This is a genomic window from Amaricoccus sp. (genome assembly GCF_017993425.1).
In the GTDB taxonomy this organism is placed as follows: Bacteria; Pseudomonadota; Alphaproteobacteria; order Rhodobacterales; family Rhodobacteraceae; genus Amaricoccus.
Window position 1 is genome coordinate 1 of record NZ_JAGOMQ010000036.1, and the last position, 16081, is coordinate 16081.

The following is a 16081-nucleotide window of genomic DNA, read 5'->3' on the forward strand; positions in this document are numbered from 1 at the left end:
CCAGAGACGGGCCTGACGCGCCTGCGCCGTAGGATAGCTCCCGCGCGTCAGGCCCGTCTCTCTAACTGGACAAGGGGGTTAAAATTGGACGCCGATCGGGGGTCGAGTTTGCGCGCCGATTGACAGTTGACCGGCTGATCGGGTGAGTTCTTCTTGGCCACGGGCACCGTGGAGGAGATGCGTCCCGAGCCTGGGCGTCGGAAACGTGTCAGGGTCTTATTTCGATCGATCTTTCGGGGTTGTTCATCGCGACGTTTAGTGAATTCATGAACTCTTCGCGATCCATTTCACGCGACGAGTCGAGTGCTCTCAGGAATACATTGAGCATGACTGGGGACTTCTCGATGACGCCGAGCTGCCCGGCGCTATCGTAGTCGACGACGAACAGGCAGAGGTCGTGGTCGGCGGCGATCGGAGCCCGCCGCCCGGCGGCAGACGCCGTGAACTCGGCGTCCATGCAGGAGAAGAAGTAGCGGTCGACAACCACCGCCACCTGCCGCTCCCAGGATCGCAGCAGCGGAACCTTGATGCCGAGCTGCGGCCCGAGCCGCTTCGGGCCGTTGCTCCGGTAGTCGGGCCGACGTCGGCCCTTCGGATAAGCGGGGTAGGTTGCCCATAGGCGCTAACTTATATAACAGCCCTTTCGGGGGTTTCGGCGCCCCTCGCCCCTTGCGCGCCAACGCGGTCCGAGGCGACGACAGGCGCGACGCGGCGCGTCGCTTTCGTGGGTAGAAGGCGGGGTCATTCGATCCGCTCGACGACCCCATTCGCGGTGAGCGCCATGTTGGTGAGGGTGCGATCGGCGGCGGTCAGGCGCCAGTCGAGGAGCTTTTGGGCGTAGCGCAGGACGATCGGCTGGCAGGCGGGGTCCTCGGCGAGGTTGGTGGTCTCGTGGGGGTCGGCGCGAAGGTCGAAGAGGAGCGGGGGGAGGGCGGCGAAGTGGACGTATTTGTAGTCCTCGTCGCGCACCACGGCGTAGCAGCATTCGTCCGAGGTGATGCCGAGGGCGGTCTCCGGGGCTTGCGAGACCACCTCGCGGAAGTCGTGCTCGAAGAACACCGCGCGCCGCCAGCGCTCCGGCGTGCGGCCGTCGAGGAAGGGGGCGAGCGAGCGGCCGTCCATGGCGCGCGGCGGGCGGGCGCCGATGCGCTCGAGGATGGTGGGGGCGACGTCGATCGCCTCGGTCAGCTCGGTGACCCGCCGGCCGCGGGCGGCGCTCGCGCGGGGGTCGCGGATGACGAGGGGCACGCGGAAGGCCTGGTCGAAGTAGATCTCCTTCGACCAGACGTAGTGCTCGCCCAGCATCTCGGCATGGTCGGAGGTGAAGACGATCAGCGTGTTGTCGTACTCGCCGCTCTCCTTCAGCGCCGCGACGATGCGGCCGAGATGGTGGTCGACCTCGGCGATCAGGCCGAAATAGGTGGCCATCATCTGACGGATCTCGAGGTCGGGCGCCGTCGCCGGGGCGATCGGGCTGTGCTCCTCGTAGGAGCCGGGCCGGCGGTAGCCGTCGATGCGGTATCGCAGGAAGGGATGCTGCGCGGCCTCCGCCTCGGGCGTCGCCGCGCGGTGGGGCATCGCCACGTCCCCGGGGTGGACCAGCGCGTTGTAGGGCTCGGGCGCGACCAGCGGCGGATGCGGGCGCAGGAAGACGAAATGCGCGAAGAACGGCCGGCGCCTGCGGGCCTTCAGCCATTCGAGGAAGCGGTCGGTCAGGAAGGCCGCGTCGCTGTCCTCGGCCGAGAAGGCGGCCGGAATGTAGCGGTAGCCGCGGTCGGGGGGCAGCTCGAAGCCGGCGCGGGGGCGGAACACGTCGGCGCGGCCGCCGGGGAGGTCGTAGCCCTTGCCGATCAGGTGGCCGACCCAGGGCGCCATCTCCTCGGACATGTGGACCGCGGGCGTGAAGCCAGGCAGCACGCCCTCGTCGTAGGCCTGCGTCGCCGGGTCGTGCGGGTCGCGGCCGCGGGGGTCGAGAGAGGTGTCGGTATACCCGAAGAGCGTCGGGTCGTAGCCGCGCCGGCGCGCCTCCAGCGCCACGTTGGTGAAGCGGGCGTCGAGCGGCGTGCCGTTCCGCCCCGATCGGTGGTTCATCAGGTAGAGCCCGGTCAGCAGGCTCGCCCGCGACGGGCCGCAGGGGGTGCATTGCCCGAAATGGTTCTCGAAGAGCACGCCGTCGGCGGCGAGCGCGTCGAGGTTCGGGGTGCGCACGTGCGGGTGGCCGAGCGCGCCGATGCAGTCGGCCCGCCACTGGTCGGCGCAGATGAAGAGCACGTTCGGTCGGTCGTCGTCGGTCATCGCTCACCAGCGCAGGTTGCGGCAGAGGTAGGTCGGCGCATCGCGGGCCGTCGCCACGGCGAGGTCGGCGGAGTCGAGGGCGCCGTGGACGCCGCCCTCGAGGACGAGGAGCGAGTCGAAGCCGCGGCGGCGGGCGCCGACGATGTCGGTCGCGAGGTTGTCGCCGATCGCCAGCACCTCGGCCGGGTCGGCGCCGCCGGCGAGGTCGAGGGCATGGTCGTAGATCGGGTCGAAGGGCTTGCCGTACTCGACCACCTCGCCGCCGAGCGCGGCGTAGCGGGCGGCGATCCAGCCGGGGCCGAGGCGCAGGGCGCCGCCGGAGGGATAGACGACGTCCGAATCGGCGACGAGGAGCGGCGCGCCGCGGCCGCTCGCAGCGGCGAGCTGGCGGGGCAGGCGGCCCGCCTCCGCCTCCGCCTCGGTCGGGTGCGGCATTCCCACGGCGAGGAGCAACTCGGCCGCGTCGATGCCGACGCGGGCGTTGGGCAAGGCGGCGGTCCAGGGCGGCCAGGCGCCCTGCTCGATCACGTGGAGGGTGGCGGCGCGCGCCGCGTTGCGGGCCTCGATGTCGCGCCAGGCGAGCTCGCCGGAGCAGGCGACGTGGTCGTAGCCGTCGCGCGGGAAGCCGAGGCTCGCCATCCGCTGGACCATCCCGTCGGTGCGTTGCGGCGAGTTGGTGAGGATCACCACGACGCAGCCCGCCTCCCTTGCGCGCAGCATCGCCTCGGCGGTCATCGGCAGCGTCGCGCGGCCGTCATGGAGCGTGCCGCAGGCGTCGACGAGGAGCAGGCGGTAGCGGGCGACGATCCCGGCGATGCCGTCGATGCGCCGGGTCACGACGCGGCCCTTCCGAAGTCGGCGGAGCCCTTCGGCGCGATCGTCCCGGCGGAGAGCCCGGCGATCCTGTCCGGCCAGCGGGTCACGACGCGGCCCTTCCGAAATCTGCCGCGCCCTTCAGCGCGATCGTCCCGGCGTGGTGGCAGGCCGACATCTGGCCGCCGCCGCGGTCGGCGAGCTTCGGCTCGGCCTCGGCGCAGATCGCGGTGGCGTGGCGGCAGCGGGTGCGGAAGCGGCAGCCGGAGGGGGGATCGGCGGGGTCGGGGCGCTCGCCCTCCAGCAGGATCGGGCGCAGCTCGGCGTCGGGGTCGGGCTCCGGGACCGCCGACATCAGCGCCTCGGTGTAGGGGTGGCGCGGGGTGAAGTAGACGGCGCGCGTCGGGCCGATCTCGACGATGCGGCCGAGATACATCACCGCCACCCGGTCGCAGACGTAGGCGACGGCGGCGAGGTCGTGGGCGATGAAGAGATAGGTGAGCCCGAGCCGTTCCTGCAACTCGCCGAGGAGGTTCAGGATCTGCGCCTGGATCGAGACGTCGAGCGACGAGATCGGCTCGTCGCAGACCACCAGCGCGGGATTGAGGACGAGCGCCCGCGCGATGGCGATGCGCTGGCGCTGGCCGCCGGAGAAGGCGTGCGGCAGCCGCCCGAGCTGCTCGCGCGAGAGGCCGCAGGCGCCGGCGATCTCCAGCACCTTGGCGTCGACGGAGCGGCGGTCGGGATAGAGGCCGCGCGCCGCGCCGGCGACCAGCGGCTCGCTCAGGATGTCGCGCACCGTCATGCGCGGGTTCAGCGAGGCGTAGGGGTCCTGGAAGATCATCTGCATGTGGCGGCGCGCCCGGCGCAGCGCCGGCTTGTCGAGGGCGGTCACCTCGATGCGGCCCTCGCCGAGGCCGAGGGACACGGTTCCGGCGGAGGGCTCGACGCCGCGCAGGACCGCGAGGCCGAAGGAGCTCTTGCCGGAGCCGGACTCGCCGACGAGCCCCATCGTCTCGCCGCGCTCGACGGTGAGCGAGACGTCGTCGACGGCGCTGACCCAGCCTGTGGTGCGGCCCCAGAGGCCGCCGCCGCGGATCGGGTAGCGGACGGAGAGGTTGCGCACCTCGAGGAGCGGGCCGGTCACGCCGGAACCTCGCCGAGCCCGTGGATGCAGGCGACCTCGTGGCCGCCCTCGCGCGCCACCGGCGGCAGGGCGGCGGCGCAGCGCGGCAGCTCCGCCACCGGGCAGCGCGGGTGGAAGCGGCAGCCGGGCGGCGGCTCGAAGAGCGAGGGCATCGCCCCGGCGATCGGCCGGATCCGCCGCCCGTGCTCCAGATCGCCGAGCCGCGGCACCGCCTCGATCAGCGCCCGCGTGTAGGGGTGCGCCGGGCGGCGGAAGATCTCGCGGACCGCGCCGGTCTCGACGATGCGGCCCGCATACATGATCGCCACCCGGTCGGCCATCTGCGCCACGATCCCGAGGTCGTGGGTGATGAAGAGGATCGCCATCCCCGATTCCTGCTGGAGCGAGCGCAGGAGGCTGAGGATCTGCGCCTGGATCGTCACGTCGAGCGCGGTGGTCGGCTCGTCGGCGATGAGGAGCGAGGGCCCGCAAACCAGCGCGCGGGCGATCATCGCGCGCTGGCGCATCCCGCCGGAGAACTCCTGGGGGTAGCGGTCGAGCGCCGCCACGGGGTTCGGGATGCCGACCTTGGCGAGCAATGCCGCCGCCCGGGCGCGGGCCTCGGCGCGGGGCACGCGCTCGTGGACCTCGACCACCTCGGCGATCTGCCGGCCGATGGTGTGGACGGGCGAGAAGGAGCTCATCGGCTCCTGGAACACCATGCCCATGTGGCCGCCGCGCACCGCGCGGATCTCGCGGCCGCGCGGGTCGAGCCGGGCGATGTCCGCGGTGAAGCCGTCGCGGGCGTGGAGCAGGACCTCGCCGCCCGAGATCGAGAGGCTGGCGCCGAGGAGCTGCATCAGCGCCAGCGCCGTCACGCTCTTGCCGGAGCCGGATTCGCCGACGAGCGCCAGCACCTCGCCGCGGCCGATGGTGAAGGAGACGCGCTCGGTCAGCGCCACCGGGTCGCCGCCGACGTCGAGCGCGATCGACAGATCCCGGACCTCGAGCGTCGCCGGCTCCATCACGACCTCGAATACGGATCGGCCGCGTCGCGCAGGCCGTCGCCGACGAAGTTGAAGGCGAGCACCGCGACGATGACGAAGGCGCCGGGGATCAGCAGCCACGGCGCCTGGTCGATGGCGCGCACCGACTGCGCCGCGAAGAGCAGCACGCCCCAGCTCTCCACCGGCTCGCGCAGGCCGAGCCCGAGGAAGGAGAGCGAGGTCTCGGCCAGCAGGATCTCGGGGAAGGCGACCGAGGTGTCGACGATCAGGTAGCTCATGAAGGACGGCAGCAGGTGGCGGCGGATGATCCGCGCGTCCGAGCAGCCGGAGAGCCGCGCCGCCAGCACGAAGTCCTCCGTCCGCGTCGCGAGGAGCTTCGAGCGCACGGTGCGCGCCAGCCACGTCCAGCCGAGGAGCGCGAGGATCGCGGTGATCGCGAGGTAGGTGGCGAGCGGCCCCCAGTCGCGCGGCATCAGCGCGGCGAGCGCCAGCCAGAGCGGCAGGGTGGGGATGGAGCGGATGAACTCGATCGCCCGCATGACGATGTTGTCGAGCACGCCGCCGAAATAGCCGGCCGCCCCTCCGATGGCGGCGCCTAGGATGAAGGAGATGGTCACCCCGACGAAGGCCACCCCGAGCGAGGCGCGCGCGGCGAAGATCGAGCGCGAGAAGATGTCGAGCCCGGTGAAGTCGGTGCCGAAGAGATGCACCTTGCCCTCGGTCACGCCGAAGAGATGGCGCTCCATCGGGATCAGCCCGAGCAGCTTGTAGGGCTCGCCCTTGGGGAAGAGCACGAAGGGGCGGATCACCGAGGTGTCCGCCGTCCAGACCTTCTGCAGCGTCTGCGGGTCGCGCACGCCCTTGGCGCCGTAGGCGAAGGGGCGGAGGTGGAAGCGCCCCTCGGCGTCGACGAAGTGGATGCCCTGCGGCGGCCCGGCGACATAGGCCGCGTCGCGCTGGCCGCCGGGATAGGGGGCGATGAACTCGGGGAAGAGCGCGCAGAGGAGGAGGACGCCCAGCATCGCCAGCCCCGCCATCGCCAGCCTGTGGCGGCGGAACTTCCACCACATCAGCGTCCACTGGCTGGCGAGGTCGGGACGCCGCGGCCGGCGGCGGGGCCTCGTCTCCACGGCGGGCTCGACCGCGGCCATGGCTCACTCCAGCCGGATGCGCGGGTCGAGAAGCGCCAGCAGCACGTCGGAGACGAAGGTCCCGATCACCGTCAGCGCGCAGAAGATGAAGATCATCGCCCCGGCGAGCAGCATGTCCTGGTTGAGGAGCGCGTTCAGGAACAGCGGCCCGGTGTCCGGCAGCGCCAGCACGAAGCCGACGATCGGCGCGCCGGAGATGACGTAGGTGAGCCGCCAGCCCAGCGTCGCCGCGATCGGGTTGAGCGCGAGGCGCACCGGATAGCGCACGAGCAGCATCAGCGGCGAGAGCCCGCTCGCCTTCGCGGAGAGCACGTACATGCGGTCGAGCTCGTCCAGCATCGCCGCCCGCATCGCCCGGGTCAGGTAGGCCGTGCCCGAGGTGGCGAGCACGAAGACCGGGATGGAGAGATGCGCGGCGAGGTCCTTGAACTTCGCCCAGCTCATCGGCTGCTTCTCGAGCCCCGGCGTGTAGAGGCCGCCGACGCTCCAGCCGAAATGCTGCTGCGCGAGGTAGAGCAGCACCAGCGCCAGCAGGAAGTTCGGGATCGCCAGCCCGACATAGCCGAGCGTCGCCACCGCGTAGTCGCCGGCGGTATAGCGGTGGACGGCGGAATAGATGCCGACGGGGATCGAGACCGCGTACATGAAGAACAGCGTGGTGAAGGCGATGAGCAGCGTCAGCGGCAGCCGCTCGGCGATCACCTCGCCGACGGGCCGCCGCCACGCCCAGGAATAGCCGAAGTCGCCGTGCAGCGCGTTCCAGAGCCAGCTGCCGTACTGCACGAGCCAGGGCCGGTCGAGGCCGAGCTCGCGGCGCACCGCGTCGATGTTCGCCTGCGTGATGATCGCGCCGGTCGCCGCCTTCTTCGCCGCGTAGATCTCGGCGTAGTCGCCGGGGGCCGCCTGGATGATCAGGAACGAGACGAAGGAGACGAGGAGCAGCGTCAGCGCCATGTAGCCGAGGCGGTGAAGCAGGAAGCGTGTCACACCGATCGCCCGCGCCGCGCCCGCCGACCGCCGGCCCCGGGCCTCAGCCCTTGTACCACTGATCCGGCCGGAACGGGTACTGGTAGCCGAAGTTGAAGTGGACGGTGCTGTCGGCCAGCCCGGGGAACACGTTGCGGAGCCCGTTTCCGACGATGACCGGCTTCGGCAGCGCGCCGATGGTGCCGATGATCGTCATGTTCTCCTGGTTGGTCTGCACCAGCGCCTTGCCGACCTCGATCCAGCGGTCGCTGCCGGGCGCGAGGGTCTTCCACTCGTCGGCCAGCGTGAAGAGCTCCTGCGCCCAGGCGGGCGGCTCCTCGCCCTCGGCGCCCTTGCTGTCGTGCCACTGCTTCCACTTCACGCCGAAGAGCGGCGATATGTCGGAATAATAAGGCACATAGAGCTCGACGTTGGCGATCAGCGTCGGCTCGTAGGGCACGTCCCACTCCATGTTGAGGTCGGAACGCCCGGCCTTGGCGTTCTCGCGCGTCGCCTCCGAGGTCAGCTCCTTGGCGTTCACGCTGAGGCCGACGGCGCTCAGGTAGTCGGTCATCAGCTTGACGAACTCGGGCGAGGCGAACTGGCTGGAGTATTCCCACAGGATGGTGAAGGGCGCGCCGTCCGGGAAGGTCCGCTTGCCGTCGGCGCCCTTCTTCATCCCCATCTCGTCGAGGAGCGCGTTCGCCTTTTCGGGATCGTAGTCGATCATGTAGGCGACGTTCTCCGGCGTCGCGAAGGAGAGCTTCGCCGGCATCGCCTGGCTCGGGGTGCCGAGGCCGAAATAGAGCACCTCGTTCATCTCGTCGCGGTTGATCGCGTGCGAGACCGCCTGCCGGAAGCGCAGGTCCCCGTAGACCTCGCGGAGCTTCGGGTCGGCGTGGGTGATGTTGAAGGCGAGGCTCGACCCGATCGAGCCCTGCGGCATGGCCACGCGGAAGCCGCCCTTGGCCTCGTTCTCCTTGTAGGTCGGAAAGTCCGACAGTTCCGGCCCCTGCGCCTTGAAGTCGATCTCGCCGTTCAGCACCGCCAGCGTCTGCAGGTCCGCCGTCAGGAACCGCTCGCTGACCCCGTCGAAATAGGGCAGTTGCTGGCCCGAGCTGTCCACCTTGAAGTAATAGGGATTGGCCTTGAACGCGCGCGCCTGGGTGTTCGGCTCCTCGGACACCACGTAGGCCTCCAGCGTCGGCACCTCCAGCGCCGCCCCCGACACCGTCGCGTCGTCGTGCCACTTCTGGTAGTAGTTGGTGAAGCGCTTCGTCCAGCTCTCGAACCCCGCCGCCTTGGCTTCCTCCTCGGCCTTGGGGTTGTATTTCGGCATGAGCGTCGAGAAGAAATGCTTCGGCTGGAAGGTCGAGAAGTACGAGCCCGAGGTCGCCATGTAGGTGAGGAGCCCCGGAAAGGGCGCGTCGAGCGTGATCTCGACATGGGTCTCGTCGAGCGCCCTGGCGTGGGGGTTCACGCCCCATTCCTTGGTGGTCTCGGGGTTCAGGTCCTTGTTCTGGATGATGTCCTCGAAGAAGAACACCACGTCGTCGGCGGTGAACGGCTCGCCGTCCGACCACCTGTGCCCCTTGCGCAGCTCGAAGGTGATCTTCGTGAAGTTGTCGTTCCATTCCCACGACCGCGCCACGTTCGGCACGATGGTGCGGAGGTCGTCCGACATCCGCACCAGCACCGCCTGCCGCCAGCTCAGGACGTCCGACGTCCCCGAGGTCGGCGCCCGCGACGTGCCGCGGATGACGCCGCCATAGGTCCCGCAGGCCTCGTAGGGCAGCACCACCAGCGGCTGCTCCGGCAGCCGGTCCGCGACGGGGGGCAGCTTGCCCGCCTTGACGTCCGCGTCGAAGAGCGGGTTCTCGGTGAAGGCGAGGCCGGCAGCCTCCTCGATCTCGGCCTGCCCGGGCGCGGCGGTCGTGAGCCCCTGCGCGTCGGCGACCGTCGGGCAGGAGGCCGCGGCGCCGGGCAGCGTCTGGCCGAGCAGGGCGAGGACCAGGGCCGAGCTCTCGCAGGCTCGCAGGCGGAACGTACGCGGCATCGGCCTCTCCCCCTTGGCGGTGCGTCACGGTGACGGCTGCCGCCAGTAGAGTGACTGAATGGTCGTGCGTCAATCTTAGAATTGACTATTCGGTCGCATACGGCGGCCGAGACGGCCGTCTGCCACCGAATCTGCCCCGGAGACGATCACTTCCACGTCCGCGGCGCGCATCGCCTCGCCTAAAAGTTGTGACGGCGCCCGGTCGGTGACCAGCCTGTCGAGCTTGCCGGCGTCGCAGACCTGGAACAGCGCGTGGCGCCCCAACTTCGACGAATCGGCCACGACGGTCACCTCGCGGGCGCTGGCGATCATCGCGCGCGCCACGAAGGCCTCCTCGGCGTTGAAGTCCATGCAGTTGCCGTCCTCGTCCATGCCGCCGATCGTCAGCACCGCGTGGTCGGCCCGGAGCGTGCGGATCTGCTCGACGGTCAGCGGACCCAGCATCTCCTGGCCGTCGCCGGCATAGCGCCCGCCGAGCACGTAGACGTCGCTCTTGTGCGGCGCCCCCCAGAGCTCGGCCGCCACCGCGACCGAGTTGGTGATGACCGAGAAACTCCCCACCTTTCCAAGCGCCTCGGCGAAGAGGGTGGTCGTGCTGCCCGCGTCGATCAGCAGGCTGTCGCCGGGCCGGAACAGCGCCGCGGCCGCCGCGGCGATCGCGGTCTTCTCGGGGCGGGCCGCGGCGCGGCGGTCGTCGAGCGGGCTCTCGCGCGCCGTCTGGGACTCGACCGCGCCGCCATGCACCTTGCGGATGCGCCCCTGCTCCGAGAGGAGGGCGAGGTCGCGCCGCACCGTCTCGCGCGAGATGTTCAGCCGCTCCGCCAGCTCGTCGACGCTGGCCCGGCTCGCCTGCCGCACGATTGCGGAGATGCGCTCGCGTCGCTCCAGCGGCTTCAATCGGTCCATGCGGCGGCTCCTTGCCTGTATGGGCGGATCATGGCAGGAATATGACTGTTCGGTCAACATGCGGGTCCCGTGACGTGGACGCCTCCTCCCCCTCCGGTCGCTTCGACGTCGCGGTGATCGGCGCGGGCGTCGTCGGCTGCGCCGTCGCCCGCAGCTTCGCGGTCCGCGGCTGGCGCGTGCTGGTGCTGGAGAAGGCGGCCGACATCCTCGAGGGCGCGAGCAAGGGCAACTCCGCGCTGCTCCACACCGGCTACGACGAGCCCGAGGGCAGCGAGGAGCTGCGCATCCTCCGCCACGGCTTCGCCCTCTACCGCCGCCTGCACGCGCGGATGAACCTGCCGCTGGTCGAAACCGGGGCGCTGGTCGTCGCCTGGTCGGCCGAGGACGCGGCCCGCCTCGCCGGCATCCGCGACCTCGCCCATCGCAACGGCACCGGCGACGCCCGCCTCGTCGCGCCCGACGAGCTCCTCGACCGCGAGCCGCACCTCGCCCGCGACGCCCGCGGCGCCGTGCTGATCCCCGGCGAGGGCATCGTCGATCCGTGGAGCGCGCCGCTCGCCTACCTGACGCAGGCGGTCCGCCACGGCGCGCGGCTCGTCACCCGCGCCGGGCTCGCCGCCGCGCGGCCCGCCGGCGCGGGCTGGCGCCTGTCGACGCCGGCGGGCGAGTTCGAGGCGCGGATCGTCGTCAACGCCGCCGGACTCTTCGGCGACGAGGTGGAGCGGCTGCGCGGCGCCGACCCGGGCTTCACGATCCGGCCGCGCAAGGGCCAGTTCCTCGTCTTCGACAAGCCCGCCCGGCGCCTCGCCAACGCCATCCTGCTCAAGGTCCCGACCGAGCGCACCAAGGGCGTGCTGGTCGCGCCGACAATCTTCGGCAACCTCCTCCTCGGCCCCACCGCCGAGGACCAGGAGGACCGCCGCCGCGCGCCCTGCGACGAGGCGGTCCTGCGCGCCATCCGCGCCGAGGGCGAGCGGATGATCCCGGCGCTCGCCGGCGAGACGGTCACCGCCTGCTTCGCCGGGCTGCGGCCGGCCACGGAGCATCGCGACTACGTGCTCAAGGTCGATCCCGCCGGCTGGATCACCGTCGGCGGCATCCGCTCGACCGGCCTCTCCGCCGCGCTCGGCCTCGGGGAATGGGCCGCGGGGCAGGGCGGGCGCCTCCTCGGCGACGCGCGCCCGGCCCCGCCGGACGACGCGCTCGACTGGCCGGAGATGCCGAACCTCTCGGCCTCGGCGCCGCGGCCCTACCAGCTTCCCGGCCGCGCGCCGATCGCCTGCCACTGCGAATGGGTGACCGAGCGCGAGGTCGCCGCCGCCCTCGCCTCCGAGATCCCGCCCGGCACCCTCGGCGGCCTCAAGCGCCGCACCCGGCTGATGCTCGGGCGCTGCCAGGGCTTCGGCTGCGCCGGCGCCGCGGCCCGGCTCGCCCCGCACCTCGCCGGCGGCGCATGAGCGTCCTCGTCATCGGCGCGGGTCCCGCCGGCCTCGCCGCCGCCGCCGCGCTCGTCGCCCGCGGCCATCGCCCGATCGTCGTCGACCGCGAGCCGGAGGCGGGCGGCATCCCGCGCTTCTGCCCGCACCCGACCTTCGGTCTCGCCGACGCCTTCCGCCCGATGACCGGCCCGGCCTGGGCCCGCCGCCTCGCCGCCCGCGCCGCCGGGGCCGACCTGCGCCTCGGCGTCACGGTCACCGCCCTCGGCCCGGACGGCGCCGTCACCCTCTCCGACGCCGCCGGCGAGCGCACGATCCGGCCCGAGCGCGTCCTCCTCGCCACCGGCGCCCGCGAGACGCCCCGCGCCGCCCGCCTCGTCTCCGGCGACCGGCCGCGCCACGTGCTGACCACCGGCGCGCTGCAGCGCCTGCTCGCGACCGGCGGCGGCCTGCCGTTCTCCCGCCCCGTCATCGTCGGCTCCGAGCTCGTCGCCTTCTCCGCCGCCCTCCAGCTCCGCGAGCACGGCGCCCGCCCGGTCGCGATGATCGAGGAGGCCCCCCGCATCGCCGCCCGCCGCCCCGCCGATCTCGCCGCCCGCCTGCTCCTCGGCGTCCCGATCCTGACCGGCCACAAGCTCGCCGCGATCCGCGCCCGCCCCGACGACGCCTCCCGCCTCGACTGCGTCCTCCTCCGCGACCCGTCGGGCGCCGAGCGTGCGCTCCCCTGCGACGCCGTCGTCCTCACCGGCCGCTTCGTGCCCGAGGCGGCGCTGCTCCCCGGCCTCGACCCCGGCGCCGGCGGCCCCGCCATCGACCAGTGCTGGCGCCTCGCAGAGCCCCGCCTCTACGCCGCCGGCAACCTGCTCCGCCCGATCGAGACCGCCGGCTGGGCCGCCGCCGAGGGCCGCGCCGCCGCCCATGCCCTCGCCGACGACCTCGACGGCCGGCTGCCCGCGCCCGGGCGCCGCATCCCGCTCGTCGCCGCCGACCCGCTCCGTCTCGTCGTCCCCTCCGCCATAGCCGTGCCCGGCCCGCAGCCCGGGCCGTTGCAGATGTGCGTCCGCATGGCGCGCCCCGCCACGGGGCGCCTCACCCTCGCCGCCGACGGCGCGGTGTTCTGGCGCTCGCGCCGCCTCGCCGCGCTCCCGGAGCGCCGCCTCCGCCTCACCCGCGCCTTGCCCGACCTGACCGGCGTCGCCACCCTCGCCGCCGGCTTCGAGGAGGACTGATGCGCGTCGTCGCCACCCACCGGGGCGCAACCGCGACCACGGCGCTGCGCATCGAGCCCGGCAGCCGCCCTCGGCTCTTGGCGCTCCCGGAGCGCCGCCTCCGCCTCACCCGCGCCTTGCCCGACCTGACCGGAGTCGCCACCCTCGCCGCCGGCTTCGAGGAGGACTGATGCGCGTCGTCGCCATCGACCAGGGCACCACCGCGACCAAGGCGCTGCTCGTCGAGCCGGACGGGAGCCGCCGCCTGCTCGCCACGCGCCGCCACCGGCAGATCCTGCCCGCGCCCGGCCGTGTCGAGCACGACCCCGAGGAGCTCCTCGCCCACGTCGCCGAGCTCCTCGCCCTCGGCCGCGCCGAGGGCGCAAGCGCCGCCGCCCTCGCCAACCAGGGCGAGACCGTCGTCGCCTGGGACCGCGCCACCGGCCGCCCGCTCGCCAACGCCATCGTCTGGCAGGACCAGCGCACCGCGCCCGGGATCGAGGCCCTGCGCGCCGCCGGCGCCGCGCCGGAGGTGCTGGCGCGCGCCGGCCTTCCCCTCGACGCCTACTTCTCCGCCTCCAAGCTGCGCTGGCTGCTCGACCACGTGCCCGAGGCCCGCCCGCTCCTCGCGCAGGGCCGCCTCGGCCTCGCCACCAGCGACGCCTTCTTCCTCCAGCGCCTGACCGGGGCCTACGTCACCGACATCACCACCGCCGCCCGCACCTCGCTCCTCAACCTCGACGCCGGCGCCTGGGACGAGACCCTCTGCGCCCTCTTCGGCGTGCCGCGCGAGACCCTGCCCGAAATCGTCGAATGCGACGCGCCGCTCGGCGAGCTTCCCGGCGGCCTCCCCCTCACGGCCTCCCTCGTCGACCAGATCGCCGCCCTCCACGGCCACGGCTGCGCCGCGCCCGGCGACGCGAAGGTCACCTTCGGCACCGGCGCCTTCGCCCTCGCCGTCACCGCCGGCCGCCCGCGCATCCCGGGCGTCGTCGCCGCCCTCGGCTGGCGCGGCCCCGCCGGCCGCATCCACGCCGCCGATGGCGGGGTCTATTCCGCCGGGGCCGCCGTCGAGTGGCTCGTCCGCCTCGGCCTTGTCGCCGACCCCGCCGCGCTCGACGGGCTCGAAGGCCCGCCCGCCGCCGACCGCGGCGTGTTCTTCGTCCCCGCGCTCAGCGGCCTCGCCTGCCCGCACTGGGACCGCAGCGCGGCCGGCCTCTGGATCGGCCTCGACGCCGCCACCGGCCGCGCCGACCTGGTGAAATCCGTCCTCGAAGGCGTCGCCTTCCGCGTCGCCGAGGTGCTCGACGCCCTCGGCGCCGCCGGCCGCCTCTCCATCGACGGCGGCCTGACCCGCTCCCGCTACCTCACCGGCTTCCTCGCCGCCGTCCTCGGCCGCGAGCTCCACCTTCCCGCCGCCGACGAGATCACCGCCCTCGGCGCCGCCCGCCTCGCCCTCGGGGCCGCGCCGGCCCCGCTCCCCGGCGCCCGCATCGCCCCCGGCCGCGCCGATCCCGGCTGGCGCGAGGCCTTCGCCGAGGCGCGCCGCCGCTCGGCGGGCTGGCGGCGCGCCTAGCGGAACGTCGGCGCCAGCGCCTCGAAGAGCTCCCGATACCGCCCGTAGGCGTCCTCCTGCGCCGCGCGCGCCGCCGCCTGCGGCTCGATCACCCGCACCGCGAGCCGCAGCCGCCCGCAGGCCTCCGCCACGCTTCCCGCCGCCCCGACCGCGACCGCCGCCAGCACCGCCGCGCCCGTCGCCGAGGCGTCGGCCTCCGCCAGCGCCTCGACCGGCCGGCCGAGCAGGTCCGCGCGGATCTGCCTCCAGACGCCCGAGGCCGCGCCGCCGCCCATCACCCGCACGCGGCCCACGTCGACCCCGAGCGCCGCCAGCCGGTCGATCACGTCGCGCATCGCGTGGCTCGTCCCCTCCAGCACCGCCCGCGCGAAATGCGCCTTGCCATGCGCCGCCGTCGCGCCGACGAACCCCGCCCGCGCCGCCGGGATCCAGCGTGGCGCCATCGCCCCGGACAGCGCCGGCAGGAACAGCAGCCCGTCGCACCCCGCCGGCGCCTCCGCCGCGAGCCGCGAGAACGCGCCGGCGTCGGCCACCGAGAACGTGGCGAGAAACCACGTCACCGCCCCGCCGGACAGCCACCCCGGGTTGCCGATGTTGAAATGCCCGGTCGGATAGGCATGCGTCTCGACCAGCCGCTCCGGATCGAGCACCGCGCGGTCGGCCAGCGCCGAGATCGCCTCCCCGGTCCCGAGCGTCACCGCCACCGTCCCCGGCGCCGCAATCCCCGCCCCGAGCGGGTTGGCGAAGTCGTCGCCGGTCCCCACCGCCACGGGAACGCCCGCCGGCAGGCCGGTCAGCTCCGCGCCCGCCGCCGTCAGCCGCCCGGCCGCCGTCCCCGCCGGCGCGATCGCCGGCAGGCTGGCGCGCGCCACCCCGAACGCCGCCAGCAACGCGTCGTCCCAGTCGCCTGCCGCCAGCCCGTAGAGCATGGTCGTCGAGGCGAGGCTCGGGTCCATCACCGCCGCCCCGGTCAGCCGCTCGACCACGAAGCTCACCGGCTGGTGCCACCGCGCCACCTCGCCGGCCCGGTCGAGATGCCGCATCGCCCAGCGGATCTTCGCCCCCATATGCGTCGGATCGCAGACCAGCCCGGCCCGCGCATGGACGAGCCCGGCGTCGATCCCCGCGACCTCCGCCTCCGCCCGCCGGTCCGACCACAGGATCGCCGGCCCGACCGGCTCGCCCGCCGCGGTCACCCCGACGCAACCGTCGAGCTGCCCCGCGATCCCCACCGCGCCCACCTCCCGCGCGGAAACCCCCGCCGCCCGCAGCGCCGCCGCGATCGCCGGCCCGAGCGCCGCGAGCCACAGCCCCGGATCCTGCTCCGCCCGCCCTGCCGCCGGATAGCTGGCGCGATACCGCGCCGCCCCGGCCCCGAGCGGCGCGAGGCCCGCGTCCGTCACCACCGCCTTCAGGCTCTGCGTGCCGATGTCGATCCCGACGAGCCGCATCCGGAAACCCCGCCAGGACCCCCCATCCGTCGCCCCCGGCCCCCCTCCCGAGGCCGGAGCCAGAGCGACGCTACTCCATTATCACATGTA

13 protein-coding genes and 1 pseudogene are annotated in these 16081 nt (G+C 73.3%); 4 read left to right on the forward strand and 10 right to left on the reverse strand.

Features of this window, described 5'->3' with window-relative positions; genetic code table 11:
* Positions 1–208: 208 nt before the first annotated feature.
* From KBB57_RS15540 to KBB57_RS15580, 9 genes and pseudogenes are all read right to left on the reverse strand, one after another.
* A pseudogene (locus tag KBB57_RS15540) lies at positions 209–574 on the reverse strand (NotI family restriction endonuclease); the annotation flags it as partial.
* Between the two features lie 167 nt (positions 575–741).
* Complete coding sequence (locus KBB57_RS15545) at positions 742–2295, reverse strand: alkaline phosphatase family protein (protein WP_290752005.1); 1554 nt, start codon at positions 2293–2295, stop codon at positions 742–744.
* A gap of 3 nt (positions 2296–2298) precedes the next feature.
* The gene (locus KBB57_RS15550; protein WP_290752007.1) at positions 2299–3132 is read right to left on the reverse strand and encodes a TIGR01459 family HAD-type hydrolase; all 834 of its coding nucleotides are present in this window, start codon (positions 3130–3132) and stop codon (positions 2299–2301) included.
* A gap of 82 nt (positions 3133–3214) precedes the next feature.
* Entirely contained in the window at positions 3215–4255 is a 1041-nt protein-coding gene (locus tag KBB57_RS15555; protein ID WP_290752009.1) for an ABC transporter ATP-binding protein, read from the reverse strand.
* Positions 4252–5259, reverse strand: a complete 1008-nt coding sequence (locus KBB57_RS15560) for an ABC transporter ATP-binding protein (RefSeq protein ID WP_290752011.1) — start codon at positions 5257–5259, stop codon at positions 4252–4254. Before KBB57_RS15560 ends, KBB57_RS15555 begins: the two co-directional genes overlap by 4 nt.
* Entirely contained in the window at positions 5259–6392 is a 1134-nt protein-coding gene (locus tag KBB57_RS15565) for an ABC transporter permease (RefSeq protein WP_290752013.1), read from the reverse strand. The genes KBB57_RS15560 and KBB57_RS15565 overlap by 1 nt, the downstream gene beginning before the upstream one ends.
* Positions 6393–6395: 3 nt before the next feature.
* The gene (locus tag KBB57_RS15570) at positions 6396–7379 is read right to left on the reverse strand and encodes an ABC transporter permease (RefSeq protein ID WP_290752015.1); all 984 of its coding nucleotides are present in this window, start codon (positions 7377–7379) and stop codon (positions 6396–6398) included.
* A gap of 43 nt (positions 7380–7422) precedes the next feature.
* On the reverse strand, positions 7423–9414 hold the full coding sequence (locus tag KBB57_RS15575) for an ABC transporter substrate-binding protein (protein WP_290752018.1): 1992 nt from the start codon (positions 9412–9414) through the stop codon (positions 7423–7425).
* Between the two features lie 75 nt (positions 9415–9489).
* Complete coding sequence (locus KBB57_RS15580; RefSeq protein ID WP_290752020.1) at positions 9490–10320, reverse strand: DeoR/GlpR family DNA-binding transcription regulator; 831 nt, start codon at positions 10318–10320, stop codon at positions 9490–9492.
* A gap of 74 nt (positions 10321–10394) precedes the next feature.
* Between KBB57_RS15580 and KBB57_RS15585 the strand changes: the two genes are divergently transcribed.
* From KBB57_RS15585 to KBB57_RS15600, 4 genes are read left to right on the forward strand one after another with little or no spacing between them, the layout of a single operon-like run.
* Entirely contained in the window at positions 10395–11777 is a 1383-nt protein-coding gene (locus KBB57_RS15585) for an NAD(P)/FAD-dependent oxidoreductase (protein WP_290752022.1), read from the forward strand.
* Positions 11774–12985, forward strand: a complete 1212-nt coding sequence (locus KBB57_RS15590; protein WP_290752024.1) for an FAD-dependent oxidoreductase — start codon at positions 11774–11776, stop codon at positions 12983–12985. Before KBB57_RS15585 ends, KBB57_RS15590 begins: the two co-directional genes overlap by 4 nt.
* A complete protein-coding gene (locus KBB57_RS15595; protein WP_290752026.1) occupies positions 12985–13155 on the forward strand; it encodes a hypothetical protein in 171 nt (56 codons plus the stop codon). The genes KBB57_RS15590 and KBB57_RS15595 overlap by 1 nt, the downstream gene beginning before the upstream one ends.
* On the forward strand, positions 13155–14540 hold the full coding sequence (locus KBB57_RS15600; RefSeq protein WP_290752028.1) for an FGGY family carbohydrate kinase: 1386 nt from the start codon (positions 13155–13157) through the stop codon (positions 14538–14540). Before KBB57_RS15595 ends, KBB57_RS15600 begins: the two co-directional genes overlap by 1 nt.
* Here the strand turns inward: KBB57_RS15600 and KBB57_RS15605 are convergent.
* Positions 14537–15991 (reverse strand): FGGY family carbohydrate kinase, encoded by a 1455-nt coding sequence (locus tag KBB57_RS15605; RefSeq protein ID WP_290752032.1) that lies wholly within the window; start codon positions 15989–15991, stop codon positions 14537–14539. The genes KBB57_RS15600 and KBB57_RS15605 overlap by 4 nt on opposite strands.
* Positions 15992–16081 lie beyond the last annotated feature (90 nt).

Coding starts and splice junctions, on each gene's coding strand:
- KBB57_RS15580 (WP_290752020.1), bottom strand. CDS start 10,320: ATGGACCGATTGAAGCCGCTGGAGCGACGCGAGCGCATCTCCGCAATC.
- KBB57_RS15600 (WP_290752028.1), top strand. CDS start 13,155: ATGCGCGTCGTCGCCATCGACCAGGGCACCACCGCGACCAAGGCGCTG.
- KBB57_RS15545 (WP_290752005.1), bottom strand. CDS start 2,295: ATGACCGACGACGACCGACCGAACGTGCTCTTCATCTGCGCCGACCAG.
- KBB57_RS15575 (WP_290752018.1), bottom strand. CDS start 9,414: ATGCCGCGTACGTTCCGCCTGCGAGCCTGCGAGAGCTCGGCCCTGGTC.
- KBB57_RS15590 (WP_290752024.1), top strand. CDS start 11,774: ATGAGCGTCCTCGTCATCGGCGCGGGTCCCGCCGGCCTCGCCGCCGCC.
- KBB57_RS15605 (WP_290752032.1), bottom strand. CDS start 15,991: ATGCGGCTCGTCGGGATCGACATCGGCACGCAGAGCCTGAAGGCGGTG.
- KBB57_RS15565 (WP_290752013.1), bottom strand. CDS start 6,392: ATGGCCGCGGTCGAGCCCGCCGTGGAGACGAGGCCCCGCCGCCGGCCG.
- KBB57_RS15560 (WP_290752011.1), bottom strand. CDS start 5,259: ATGGAGCCGGCGACGCTCGAGGTCCGGGATCTGTCGATCGCGCTCGAC.
- KBB57_RS15595 (WP_290752026.1), top strand. CDS start 12,985: ATGCGCGTCGTCGCCACCCACCGGGGCGCAACCGCGACCACGGCGCTG.